The sequence below is a fragment of the Brumimicrobium salinarum genome (assembly GCF_002844555.1).
GTDB lineage: Bacteria > Bacteroidota > Bacteroidia > Flavobacteriales_D > Crocinitomicaceae > Brumimicrobium > Brumimicrobium salinarum.
Genome location: NZ_PJNI01000001.1, coordinates 551,092 through 563,832, shown reverse-complemented (window position 1 = coordinate 563,832; position 12,741 = coordinate 551,092). Strand labels below are relative to the sequence as shown.

General features: G+C 34.9%; 11 protein-coding genes and 1 tRNA gene. 4 read left to right on the top strand and 8 right to left on the bottom strand.

Annotation, left to right across the window (positions count from 1 at the left end):
- The first annotated feature begins 308 nt into the window (after window positions 1-308).
- The 4 genes from pta to CW751_RS02445 all read left to right on the top strand — a co-directional run bounded on the left by pta (window position 309) and on the right by CW751_RS02445 (window position 5,447).
- Complete coding sequence (gene pta / locus CW751_RS02460; RefSeq protein WP_101333359.1) at window positions 309-2,420, top strand: phosphate acetyltransferase; 2,112 nt, start codon at window positions 309-311, stop codon at window positions 2,418-2,420.
- A gap of 9 nt (window positions 2,421-2,429) precedes the next feature.
- Complete coding sequence (locus CW751_RS02455; protein ID WP_101333358.1) at window positions 2,430-3,623, top strand: acetate/propionate family kinase; 1,194 nt, start codon at window positions 2,430-2,432, stop codon at window positions 3,621-3,623.
- Window positions 3,624-3,685: 62 nt separating this feature from the next.
- Complete coding sequence (locus CW751_RS02450; RefSeq protein ID WP_101333357.1) at window positions 3,686-4,906, top strand: metallophosphoesterase; 1,221 nt, start codon at window positions 3,686-3,688, stop codon at window positions 4,904-4,906.
- A 217-nt stretch (window positions 4,907-5,123) separates the two neighbouring features.
- Window positions 5,124-5,447, top strand: coding sequence for a YtxH domain-containing protein (locus CW751_RS02445; protein ID WP_101333356.1), 324 nt, complete (start codon window positions 5,124-5,126; stop codon window positions 5,445-5,447).
- Window positions 5,448-5,650: 203 nt separating this feature from the next.
- Here CW751_RS02445 and arsB read toward each other — a convergent pair whose 3' ends face one another.
- From arsB to CW751_RS02405, 8 genes are all read right to left on the bottom strand, one after another.
- Window positions 5,651-6,697, bottom strand: a complete 1,047-nt coding sequence (gene arsB / locus CW751_RS02440) for an ACR3 family arsenite efflux transporter (protein ID WP_101333355.1) — start codon at window positions 6,695-6,697, stop codon at window positions 5,651-5,653.
- 2 nt (window positions 6,698-6,699) lie between these two features.
- Window positions 6,700-7,323 carry a low molecular weight phosphatase family protein gene (locus CW751_RS02435; protein WP_101333354.1) on the bottom strand — a complete coding sequence of 208 codons (624 nt, stop codon included), beginning with the start codon at window positions 7,321-7,323 and terminating at the stop codon, window positions 6,700-6,702.
- A gap of 202 nt (window positions 7,324-7,525) precedes the next feature.
- A complete protein-coding gene (locus CW751_RS02430) occupies window positions 7,526-7,993 on the bottom strand; it encodes a DUF6428 family protein (protein ID WP_101333353.1) in 468 nt (155 codons plus the stop codon).
- A 118-nt stretch (window positions 7,994-8,111) separates the two neighbouring features.
- Window positions 8,112-8,453, bottom strand: coding sequence for an ArsR/SmtB family transcription factor (locus tag CW751_RS02425; RefSeq protein WP_101333352.1), 342 nt, complete (start codon window positions 8,451-8,453; stop codon window positions 8,112-8,114).
- A 307-nt stretch (window positions 8,454-8,760) separates the two neighbouring features.
- Window positions 8,761-8,836 (bottom strand) — tRNA-Met (locus CW751_RS02420).
- A gap of 168 nt (window positions 8,837-9,004) precedes the next feature.
- Window positions 9,005-10,483, bottom strand: coding sequence for a cysteine--tRNA ligase (gene cysS, locus CW751_RS02415; protein WP_101333351.1), 1,479 nt, complete (start codon window positions 10,481-10,483; stop codon window positions 9,005-9,007).
- Window positions 10,484-10,582: 99 nt separating this feature from the next.
- Window positions 10,583-11,458, bottom strand: a complete 876-nt coding sequence (locus CW751_RS02410) for a toxin-antitoxin system YwqK family antitoxin (RefSeq protein WP_101333350.1) — start codon at window positions 11,456-11,458, stop codon at window positions 10,583-10,585.
- Between the two features lie 132 nt (window positions 11,459-11,590).
- Entirely contained in the window at window positions 11,591-12,541 is a 951-nt protein-coding gene (locus CW751_RS02405) for an NAD-dependent epimerase/dehydratase family protein (RefSeq protein WP_101333349.1), read from the bottom strand.
- Window positions 12,542-12,741: the final 200 nt, after the last annotated feature.

Sequence of the window (12,741 nt, the reverse complement as noted above, 5' to 3'; positions counted from 1 at the left end):
GTTTCAAAAACATGTAAAACATCCAAATACGATAGTAATCCACATTGCTCGCATCCTTAAATAAAGTAGTATCTTTCTGAGTATGATGATCAATTGATTTTATCATCTCTATTTTAGCTTGTTTCTACAATTTTTAAACCTTTCGAAAATTGAAATTTGATGGTTCACAAACCTTGCATTTGCATTCACTCAACAAATTCAACACAGCACAATTCAGATAATTATGTAAGTTTAGATAATAACAAAAACATAACACCAGTTTTAGGTTTATGCCTATCTTTAAGCATTTGTATAAAGAACCGACATTTATGATAGAAAAAGCAACCAATAAAGCAGTATATATTGCCACCACTGAACCCAATAGCGGAAAATCAATTGTTTCTTTGGGGTTGATGCATGCATTACTCGGTAAAGCGGCAAAAGTTGGCTATTTCCGACCAATAATTGACAACCCTAAAGATGGGAAAATTGACAACCACATTAATACAGTTTTAAATCATTTTAAGCTTGAAATTGATTATGAAGACGCCTTTGCGTTTACAAGAAGTCAAGTGGTAAAAATGAAAAATCAAGATAAAGATGATGAAATCATTGGTCATATTATAGACAAATTTAAAGCTGTTGAGGAACAGTTTGACTTTGTTTTGGTGGAGGGAACAAGTTTTTCGGGTGAAGGCTCTATTGGTGAGTTTGATATTAATGTACTAATTGCAAAAAATTTAGGAGTTCCTGCAATTGTATTAGAAAGCGGTATAAATAAAACATTACATGAGCTTGTTGGAAACTTACACATGGCCTATGATTCATTTGCAGATAAAGGTGTAAAAGTATTATCTGTTATTGGTAATAAGGTTGATTCAAGAAACATTGAACTTGTCGAGAATGAATTAAAAAAACATTTCCCTTCTGATGTGAGTGTTAACGCAATTCCATTAAATAGTACTTTGGCGCACCCTTCAATTAAAGAGATTGTAAAAATGCTCAATGCTAAAGTACTTTTCGGTGAAAAATACATTAATAATCAAGCGGGTTATTTTAGCGTAGGCGCAATGCAATTACCCAATTACCTCAATCATTTAAATAAAAACAACAGTTTAGTTATTACACCTGGAGATCGGGCTGATTTGATTTTAGGTGCGTTACAAGCAAGTGTTTCTGATAACTATCCCAACTTGTCAGGAATTGTTCTAACTGGAGGATTAGTACCCGAAGAATCAATCAATAAACTATTAGAAGGACTATCAGATATTGTTCCTATTATTGCTGTAGATGGAGGAACTTTTTCAGTTGTAAACGCGATTGGAGATATAAAATCTCAGATTTATGCAGAAAATACACAGAAAATAGAGACTTCCATTAAAGATTTTGCAAAACATGTAAATGTAGATCAGCTCATTGAAAAACTAATTAATTTCGAAACAGAAGGAATTACTCCACGTATGTTTCAATTCAACTTACTCAAAAAGGCAAAACTTAATAAGAAGCATATTGTTTTACCAGAAGGCATAGATGAACGAATTTTAAAAGCAACTAAACAAATTCTGGAAGTTGATGCAGCAAAAATTACTTTATTGGGTGATGAAGAACAAATTAAAGAAAAGATAATTGCACTAAACTTAAATATTGATTTAGCGGCTATTTCAATAATTAACCCTATAAAATCTAAACATTTTGAAAAATATGCTTCAGAGCTATATGAGTTACGCAAACACAAAAATGTGAATGAGGTAATGGCGCAAGATTTAATGCGTGATGTTTCCTATTTCGGTTCTATGATGGTTTATATGGGTGATGCTGATGGAATGGTTTCAGGCGCAATTCATACAACGCAACACACGATTCGACCAGCGTTGCAGTTCATTAAAACAAAACCGGATGCGTCTATCGTTTCTTCGGTTTTCTTTATGTGTTTAGAAGATCGCGTTTCTGTTTATGGTGATTGTGCGATTAATCCAAATCCAAATGCCGAAGAATTGGCCGAAATAGCAATTTCTTCAGCAGAAACAAGTGTTGCATTTGATATCGATCCGAAAATTGCCATGCTTTCCTATTCCTCTGGTTCATCTGGAGTAGGAGAAGACGTGGAAAGAGTGAGAAAAGCAACGGAAATTGTGAAAAGTAAACGCCCAGATTTAAAAGTCGAAGGTCCAATTCAGTACGATGCTGCTGTAGACATGACTGTAGGGAAATTGAAACTCCCTGAATCTGAAGTTGCGGGTCAAGCCAATGTGTTTATTTTCCCAGATTTGAACACAGGAAACAACACCTACAAAGCAGTTCAAAGAGAAACAAAAGCCTTGGCAATTGGACCGGTTATTCAAGGTCTGAACAAGCCTGTCAACGACTTAAGTAGAGGCTGTACAGTAGATGACATTTTTAATACGGTAGTTGTTACGGCGATCCAAGCACAAGATATTTAATTGAGAAATATGAAGATTTTAGTATTGAATTCAGGAAGTTCCTCTATAAAGTTTCAATTGATTGAAATGCCGAGTGAAAAACTACTTTGCAACGGACTTTTGGAACGCATCGGAGAACAAGACGCCATAATAAATTACCATTCCAATTCGGCAGATGAAAAACGGACAGAACCCATTGAAAGTTATAATGAAGGCCTTCAAAAAATGATGGATTTACTTTTGGATACTCAGAAAGGAGTAATTCAGAGTTTGGATGAAATTGAAGCGGTTGGACATCGTGTGGTGCATGGCGGTAATTCTTTTTCAGATACTGTTTTACTTACCGATGAGGTAAAAAAAGAAATTGAAAAGTATTGTGCTTTAGCGCCTTTACATAATCCCAATAATTTGGAGGGAATTTTAGTTGCTGAAAAACTCATTCCTAAAGCTAAACAAGTTGCGGTTTTTGATACTGCTTTTCATCAAACCGTGCCAAAACATGCCAAAACGTATGCTATTCCAAAAGAATTAACCGAAAAAGAGGAAATTCAGCTCTACGGTTTTCATGGCATTAGTCATAAATATGTTTCCGAGAAAGCGCGTGCATATTTGGGCGAAAAGTCCGATAAAATCATCACCATTCATTTGGGAAATGGATGTAGTATGACCGCCATTCAAAACGGAATTAGTATTGATCACAGCCTCGGATTTGGTCCTGCGAATGGTTTAATTATGGGAACAAGAAGTGGCGATATTGATCATACCATTATTTTTCATTTGGTAAATGAATTAGGCTATGAACTAGAGGAGGTCAACACGCTTTTAACCAAGAAAAGTGGGATGTTGGGTCTTACTGGATTTAGTGATTTAAGAGAAATTAGTGAAAGAGCAGAAAAAGGCGATGCAGATTGTCTTTTGGCTTTAAAAATGAACGCGTATCGCATTAAGAAATATATTGGATCTTACACCGCAGCAATGAATGGATTGGATGCCATTGTATTTACCGCTGGAATCGGAGAAAACTCTGTTATTATTAGAGAATTGGTTTGTGAAGAACTGGAATATTTAGGAATTCATTTAGATAAAAAAGCCAATTCGAAGAGAGTAGATGAATTGCGTGAAATCAACACTGAAAACGCTAAAGTAAAAGCTTTGGTGATTCCCACGAATGAGGAGATTGAAATTGCGAAGCAGAGTTTTTTAATGATGAATGTTGAACGATGAATGATGAATTTGCGGGTAGAATCAGTTTTAATACTTTAGTATAAGTCAATAAGAATAACACAATGAAAAAAGTTTCTTTAGTTAAGATAATATTTTTGTGTTTGGCGATATTAATTATCGACATCTTGGCTTTTTATTGGTTGAAGTCAATTACGCAATTGGTGGCTGCGGATTGGTTTCGCTATACCGTACACGCTTTGTTTTGGCTCTTTACCGTTGGATTAATTACTGCTATTCTTTTACTTAAAATTCGATTAGACCGAGTGCATCCCAAAAGACGACAAGCTATTATTTCTCGGTTTTACGGATTGGGAATTTTGTCTTTTGCACCTAAATTGATTTTCGTAATTGTCATTTCTATATTGTATTTCACGAATTTCTTGTTTTCTGAAACACAATCCGTTTTGATTATTTCAATTGTAGGATTACTATCTGGATTTCTGCCTTTCTTCGTTATTTTAAATGGAATTGTAAGATCTGTTTACCGTTTTAAAGTCTATCGCGAAAAAGTCCAATTTGATTTACTTCCCAAAGCCTTTGATGGCATGAAAGTCGTTCAAATTTCGGATTTACACTTGGGCAGTTTTGACTACAAATACAAAAAGCTAAAACCCGCCATTGAGATCATCAACAAGCTTGAGCCAGATTTCATCTTCATGACTGGCGATTTAGTGAATAATTACGCAATCGAACTCAAAGGTTGGGACAAAATTTTCAAGCAATTAAAAGCCAAAGAAGGAAAATATGCCATTTTAGGGAACCACGATTATGGCGACTACAGCAACTGGACTTCACCCAAAGCAAAACGCCAAAACTTTGAGTTGATTCAGCATTTCTTTAAGAAAATCGATTTTAAACTTTTAAATAATGAAGCTGAAATTATTCGAAAAGATGAGGCTGAAATAGTAATTGTAGGAGTGGAAAACTGGGGTTTACCGCCGTTTAAACAATACGGAGATTTACAGAAAGCCCTTAAAAATGTAAACGAAATTCCGTTTAAACTTTTGCTTTCTCACGATCCTATGCATTGGACAGAAGAAGTTATTGAAAAAACCGATATTTCATTGATGTTGGCAGGTCACACCCACGGAATGCAAGCCGGAATTAGCGTCAAAAATAAGCAATGGAGCCCAATCAAGTACAAGTTCAAGCATTGGGCGGGACTTTATGAAGAAAACGGTCAATACTTGTACGTGAATAGAGGTTTGGGTTGGTTAGGTTTTCCTGCAAGAATTGGAATGCGACCAGAAATTACATTGATAGAGATGGAAAGTAATGTTTAAGGATTAATTTTAATTTTTAACGTGGTCTTGATAAAAGGATAACCGTATTAATAATCAAAAGCAGATTGATCTTCTTTTAGAATCGTATTTCACGCTCAAACCAAAAATCAACGTATTTTTTATCACTTATTAACTTAATTACTTAGTACTAATCGCTTTAAAATCCTTATTTTAACACTACAATTTGTAATTAAATAAATTTTAAAAAGATAATATTATGGCAAACGGAAGTGATATAAAAAGTTTTTTAATTGGTGCAGCAATTGGAACAGGACTAGGGATTTTATATGCACCAAGAAAAGGAAGTAAAACAAGAGAGCTAATAAGATACAAAGCAGCTGGCACCACAAACGATGTAAAAGATTGGGTGAATCAAAAAAGAGAGGATATTGCCCTGACTGCTGAAGAGAAAAAGAAAGATTTTGACAAGAAATTAGAAATGACACTTTCCAGCATGAGTTATAAAGCTGAAGATGTGATTACTTCTCTCGAAAAGAAACTTGAAGATTTGAAAAAGAAGAATAAAAAGCTTCAAAAATAATTGATTAATTAAATTAATTAGAAGACTGTATTGTTATTCAATATGGTCTTTTTTTGCTGTGATTGTTTTTATTCTGTGAGAAAATACAAAACCATTTTTCTTTTTTTTATAAAGTGGTTTTATTTCTTACTCCAAAATAAAACATTCAAAAAAAGATAAAGCGACAACTTCGACAAAACAGATAATCCTACACGCATATAAAATCATTTCAACATTCCTTTGATGGGTTTAAATTTTTTGCTTAACCACAAGGATATGTTCACCAATAAAATCAGCACTGGGACTTCAACCAAAGGACCAATCACTCCTGCGAAGGCTTGACCAGAGTTTAATCCGAAAACAGCAATAGAAACTGCGATGGCCAATTCGAAATTATTCCCTGCGGCAGTAAACGCAACGGAAGCGGTTTTGTCGTAGGAAGTTCCCATGGCTTTGGTAAAGAAAAAGCTAATGAAGAACATTAAGGTAAAGTAAAGAATCAATGGAATGGCGATAATCACAACATCCATTGGGATTTCAACGATTAACTCACCTTTAAGTGAAAACATAATGACAATTGTAAACAATAAAGCAATCAATGTGAGTGGAGATATCGCAGGAATAAACTTTTCTGTGAACCACTTTTTGCCTTTTTGTTTGATGAGTATTTGTCGACTCAAAAGTCCCATTAAAAATGGAATTCCTAAGTAAATGGCCACACTTTCGGCAATTGTAGCAATCGAAACATCCATAATTACCCCTTCGAATCCAAAATAAGGAGGTAAAACCGTAATGAAGATCCACGCATAAAAACTATATGCGAAAACTTGGAAGATGCTGTTCAGCGCCACTAGTCCTGCGCCGTACTCGCTACTTCCTTCGGCGAGATCATTCCAAACCATCACCATGGCAATGCATCGGGCTAATCCAATTAAAATTATTCCGGCCATGTATTCTGGATGGTCATGTAAGAATATAATAGCCAAAGTGAACATTAAAATTGGGCCAATCACCCAATTCAACAAAAGGGAAATGGATAGAATTTTTGTGTTGCGAAAAACTTTGGGTAAGAGTTTATAATTCACTTTGGCAAGCGGAGGATACATCATTAAAATTAATCCGATTGCGATAGGAATATTCGTGGAACCACTGCTTAATGAATTTACAAAATCAGGGAAAGTTGGAACGAAATAACCAATTCCAACACCAATTGCCATGGCAACAAAAATCCAAAGGGTTAGATTTCTATTGAGAAAACTCATATTTTTCATAACTAATTCTTGACTTTTATTTGAGAGAAAACATAGCTCATTTCTGTAGCGGTTTGAATACTTGTCTTATTGTATTCTTCCATTTTGCTTGGGGAATGATCAAATACTTTTGGATCGTTGTAATGTATAGGAAAACGTTTTTCTGCTCCTAAAACTACGGGACAATCGCCATCAGCTTCGGAGCAGGTCATGATCGCACAAAACGAATCTTTCGGATTTGATAAATCATTCCATCGTTTTGAAAAGGCAACAATTGAAGCTTCCTCCTCTGTGAATTTTATGGAGTATTTCGGGTTTTCTGAGGAAGTTATCGTGCAAATGTTAAATCCAGTATTTTTCAAAGTCTCAATCACCGCTGGATAAATTGCTGTTGCTTCTGTTCCTCCCGAAAAACAATTTATATTCGAAACACCATAATAATGCGCCATGGTTTGTGCCCAAATTTGAGCCAAATGACTTCGTCTGGAATTGTGCGTGCAGATAAAATTGAGTTTTACAGCTTCTTCTTTATCGACTTTTTCCTGAATAAATTCAATTAAGGGTTGAAGGGTGTTTTTTCGTTTTTCATCGATAGTTGTAATATCGATTTGGCTTGTGAATTGTTCTAGTTTATCAAATAGTTTCATTGATTATGCTATAAAGTTGGTTTAGCACCGGTGGTGCTTTTTTTATTACACGGAGATGCACGGAGGCTTTTCACAGAGTTACACGGAGAAGAAAGAAGAATCTTCAATTGATCTCACCTAAAAACTCTGTCTTAAATTTCAATTCGTAGATTTATGTAAGACTTTTAAAATTCATAATTCAACATTTATCATTCATAATTAACTAACAACATCCTCCACCTGGCGTACATCCATTGGCATCACCTAAATCTGCCATTTTAACCTTTGGTTTCTCTTCTGGAATTCCACATTTATCTAGTGCTAAACAATCTGTCTGTTTTGTTACTAACAAGAAGTTTTTTCCGTCAAATTCTAATGCGAATTTCTCGATGGTTTGACCTTGGTATTCCACTTCGATTTCTTGGTCCTTTAATTCCAACACCTTTTCTGACAATTCGATAATGCTTAATAATTTCTCTGGGTGCAATCTGTGATCGTAATCATTGGCGTTCCACAATTGGAAATTAATGACCTCTTCGTTTCTTACTGTGCCGCCACAATCAATAAAATTCTTGGTGATTTTCCCAACTTCCGTAACGTGAAAGTGATTAGGAACTAATTCTCCATTCGGCAATTGAAACGCAATTGTTTCCAAGTTTGTTAACGCTGTTTTAACTTCTGATAATTTCATATTTTATATTTTTTTAAATGTTTTGTTTACTATGCTGCTGCCGGATGTCGTTAGTTTTTTAGCAAGACCACGAGCTACAAGCTCGCGGTAGCTTGCGCTCTCGAAATGCCTTTCAATTTTAACAACAATCTGTTTTAATTAAGTCCTGATCAAAAAACTCCACCAACAAATCCTTCATTTTTGTCCAGCTCTCGTTATTAATACAATAACAAACGCTAGTTCCTTCCACAGTACCTTGGATTAATCCAGTTTTCTTTAATTCTTTTAAATGCTGAGAAATAGTAGATTGTGCCAATCCAATTTCATCTACGATATCACCACAAACACAAGATTTTGTTTCAAATAAATACTGTAATATTTTCACTCTTGCCGGATGTCCGAGCGCTTTTGCGAACAAAGCAATCTGATTTTGCTCTTCGGTAAATCTATTTTCTGGAGTTGTTTTTAACTTTGTCTTCATATCAATCGTAAAATTACGATTAATTATTTAAATGACAATTATTTTATAGAAAAAGTCTACTCCTTCTTAGATATACTTAAGAGTTTTAAATAGGTTATTCTGTCGCATTAAACGAAAAAGGTAAGTTCATCCAAAGACAAATCCATCAATTCATTACTTTACATCAAGCAAAATAGACCTCATTGTAAACTCACGGTGAAGCTGATATTACAGAGTTCTTAAAAGAGGAGTATTTATTAGGCACTACAAATATTTCACTTGGAATGAAATCAAAAAGTGGCAACTGATAAATCAATTGCCACTTTAATGGTAGCGGGGACAGGACTCGAACCTATGACCTTCGGGTTATGAGCCCGACGAGCTACCAACTGCTCCACCCCGCAATATATCTTTATGTAATTTTATCTAAATTGATACGTTTGCGTTACGCATTTCCGCCTCAAGCGGATTGCAAATATACAGACATTTTATGGATTTCAAAACTTTTAAAAGTAATTAATTTAAAAAAACAACTAACTTAAAGACAATCAAATCACTACAACAATAAAATCCTACTTTGCTTTCCATGTTACACCGTCTTTATCGTCTTTCACGGTAATTTTCGCCTCATTTAATTTGTCACGAATGGCATCTGCTGTGGTCCAGTCCTTGTTTTCTCTAGCTTGTTGACGCATTTGTAATACCAAATCCATAACAATGTCCAAACTGTCGCTTTCCTCCTTTTCTTCTGAAAGTTCTGTTAATCCCATCACATCGAAGATAAAAGCATTCATTTCTTTAGAAAGGACTGCTAAATCATTTGTGGTAATGGTTTCTTTACCTGCTTTTACGGCTTGAATAAACTTTGCGGCTTCAAATAAGTGAGATACTAAAACAGGAGTGTTGAAGTCATCGTTCATTGCCGTGTAAAATTTGGCAATTAATCCGTTAATGTCTATTGAAGAGCTTTCACTTGTTTGTAGGTCTTTCAATAGTTTGCTGGCTTCCATTAATCTGTTGAACCCTTTTTCAGCTGCATTTAATGCTTCAGCACTAAAATCTAAAACACTTGCATAATGGGCTTGCATCATGAAGAAACGTACAACAATAGGATGATACGCGCGACCTAAGGCTTCATTGTTTCCTGAAAATAACTCTTCAGGAAGCAGGGTGTTTCCTGTCGATTTACTCATTTTTTTACCATTCAACGTCAGCATATTAGCATGCATCCAATAATTAACAGGCTTTTCACCCGTTGCTGCGGTTCCTTGTGCAATTTCGCATTCGTGGTGAGGAAATTTTAAATCCATACCACCACCATGAATATCAAATTTTTCACCTAAATATTTTGTACTCATTGCCGAACATTCCAAATGCCAACCAGGAAAACCTAAACCCCATGGAGATGGCCATTTCATGATGTGTTCTGGTTTAGCATCTTTCCAAAGCGCAAAGTCAAGTGGAGATTTTTTTTCTTCTTGTCCGTCCAAAGAACGCGTTCCTGAAATGAGGTCTTCTATTTTTCGTTTTGAAAGCTCACCATAGTTGTTGCTTTCGTTATATTTCTCAACATCAAAATACACAGAACCATTCGCTTCATAAGCGAAACCGTTATCAATAATATCTAAAATCATTTCAATCTGCTCAATAATATGTCCTGTTGCTGTGGGTTCAATATTTGGCGGAAGATTATTGAATTGACCCAATATTTTATGAAAATCTAAAGTATAACGTTGAACAATTTCCATAGGCTCTAATTGCTCCAGCCTCGCTTTTTTAGCAATCTTATCTTCACCTTCTTCTGCATCATTTTCAAGATGTCCTGCATCTGTTATATTTCTAACATAACGTACTTTATATCCTAAGTGTAACAGATAACGGTAAATGGTATCAAACGAGATAAATGTTCTACAATTTCCGAGATGCACATGACTATAAACAGTTGGCCCACAAACATAAAGACCCACAAAACCATCTAAAATTGGTTTAAAAACCTCTTTTTTACCTGTTAAGCTATTGGTGATTTTAAGCTCATTATCTTTATATAACATTTTATCTAATTTGAAGATGTGCCTGCGAATTTACAATAAATTAATGCATAAAAAAGGGAACTTTTATAGTTCCCTTAATATTTTATTGACTAATAAATTTTAGAGTTGTCCATCAGAATGATATTTACCTTCTTTATAAACTTCAACTTTGAAAAGCAATCCATCCTCATCATATATGTACAAACGACCATCATATAACTTACCGTTCTTAAATTCACCTTCTTGCCACAGCTCTTTATCATCATTAAAGATTTTATTGTAAGCATTAGGTTTAAACTTCTTCACGTTTTCTGGTTTAGGTGCTGTTTTAACATTTTCATCACCTGGTTTTTTAACTTCTACCTCTTTGTTTTCACGTTCAATTTCTCCCGTGGTTTCCACAACCTTACCATCTTCTCCGAAAACTATTTCTTCTTTCACATCTCCATTTGGCCAATACCGAGTAGCTTTTCCTGTTGGAACACCATTCTTAGCCTCATAAACAAACTCTGGATTACCATTGTCATGAAAATACTTCACAGTACCATTTTCTTGACCTGTTTCATCGTAATTACCTTCATAAATAAGTATTCCTTCTTCGTTAAACCTTTTAAGAGAATCTGAATAAAATCTTTTTTCAAAAGTTCCTTGTTCTTTAATTTTTCCGTTGGGATGATATTTTACAAAAGAACCATTAGGTCTATTGTTAACATAGGTCCCTTCAAGCTTTGGAGTTTCACCATCATTAAAATAAAGAATCCAAACACCGTTTTTTCGGTCATTCTTAAATGGTCCTTCAGATATTTTACCTTCGGGTGGAAATCCTTTCTCAGGTTGGTCTTTTCCATAAAAGATCCATTTTCCTTGTTTTTTTCCTTTTTCGTCTCTCTTATTGATCTCTGGCTTCTCCTGATCGTGCTGTGTTGGGTTGACAGCCGAAAAAACATAACAACTTGAGATGCAAAAGGAAAGAAGTAAAGAAAGTAAAATTTTCATGTCCTAAATAATTAGTTTAAAAGTATAGCATTACAGCAAAGTAACAAAATATTTAAAAATTAATCGATTATCGTGCCAATTTTTCGATAAGTCCCAGTTTTAAATAGATAAAAGGACAAACTTATCAGATAATCAATCTATAGCGTCAGTATCAACCTTTTCTAACATCAAAGATGTAAGTTTCTTTAAGTCATACTGTTGTTTCCAACCCCATTCTTTTTGCGCACGCTCATCATTTATCGCGTCGGGCCATGTATCCGCAATTTCTTGTCTAAAATCAACCTCATAATCGATTTCAAAGCTCGGAATATGTTTTCGTATTTCGTTAGTTAAATCCTCTGGTGTAAAGCTAATACCAGCAAGGTTATAAGAGTTTCTTATCTTTATCTTTTCAGCTGGAGCTTCCATCAACTCAACGGTTGCGCGAACGGCGTCATTCATATACATCATTGGCAACCGTGTTTCTGCGTTCACAAAAGACGTGTATTTTCCATATTTTTTCGCATGATAGAAAATATCCACTGCATAATCTGTTGTTCCTCCACCTGGAAGTGCAGTGTATGAAATCAATCCTGGATATCGAATGCTCCTAACGTCTACTCCATATTTTTCAAAGTAGTAATTACACCATTGCTCTCCTGCTTGCTTAGATATACCATACACAGTGCTTGGCTCCATTATGGTATGCTGAGGCGTGTTATTTTTTGGTGTCGTAGGACCAAAAACTGCAATCGAACTTGGCCAGAACACCTTCTTAATTAAACCATCTTTAGCAAGATCCAAAACATTAAACAAACCTTCCATATTGAGTTGCCATGCAAACTTTGGCTGTTGCTCAGCTGTTGCAGAAAGAAGAGCAGCTAAAAGATATACTTCTGTTACGTTATGTTCTTTAACGATATTTGTCAAACTTTCTCCATCAAGAACATTCAAAGGCATATAATTGTATGCTTTTAATGCAGAAGGAGCATCCTCTTTAATATCCGATGCTATTACGGCATCTTGCCCGAATTTATCTACCAATAACTGAACGAGTTCTGTACCAATTTGTCCCGCTGCACCAATGACTAATACCTTTTTCATAACACTACTTTAATCTTAAGCTGCAAATATACGGACTAGAATGAAGTATTAAAGAAGTTTTAGTAGAAAATTGTACAGCAAATTTTAGTCAGTAATTAGCATAAGAAAGGCCATCATAAACCTCTCAAGTGATATTTATAAAAATACATTGGGTCTAATGAATTTAATCAAGTTAAAATGAAATTAACTTATTGGTATTT

Bases quoted from the DNA above. Each gene is read 5' to 3' on its own strand.
- pta (WP_101333359.1), top strand. From the start codon at position 309: ATGATAGAAAAAGCAACCAATAAAGCAGTATATATTGCCACCACTGAA.
- CW751_RS02455 (WP_101333358.1), top strand. From the start codon at position 2,430: ATGAAGATTTTAGTATTGAATTCAGGAAGTTCCTCTATAAAGTTTCAA.
- CW751_RS02450 (WP_101333357.1), top strand. From the start codon at position 3,686: ATGAAAAAAGTTTCTTTAGTTAAGATAATATTTTTGTGTTTGGCGATA.
- CW751_RS02445 (WP_101333356.1), top strand. From the start codon at position 5,124: ATGGCAAACGGAAGTGATATAAAAAGTTTTTTAATTGGTGCAGCAATT.
- arsB (WP_101333355.1), bottom strand. From the start codon at position 6,697: ATGAAAAATATGAGTTTTCTCAATAGAAATCTAACCCTTTGGATTTTT.
- CW751_RS02435 (WP_101333354.1), bottom strand. From the start codon at position 7,323: ATGAAACTATTTGATAAACTAGAACAATTCACAAGCCAAATCGATATT.
- CW751_RS02430 (WP_101333353.1), bottom strand. From the start codon at position 7,993: ATGAAATTATCAGAAGTTAAAACAGCGTTAACAAACTTGGAAACAATT.
- CW751_RS02425 (WP_101333352.1), bottom strand. From the start codon at position 8,453: ATGAAGACAAAGTTAAAAACAACTCCAGAAAATAGATTTACCGAAGAG.
- cysS (WP_101333351.1), bottom strand. From the start codon at position 10,483: ATGTTATATAAAGATAATGAGCTTAAAATCACCAATAGCTTAACAGGT.
- CW751_RS02410 (WP_101333350.1), bottom strand. From the start codon at position 11,458: ATGAAAATTTTACTTTCTTTACTTCTTTCCTTTTGCATCTCAAGTTGT.
- CW751_RS02405 (WP_101333349.1), bottom strand. From the start codon at position 12,541: ATGAAAAAGGTATTAGTCATTGGTGCAGCGGGACAAATTGGTACAGAA.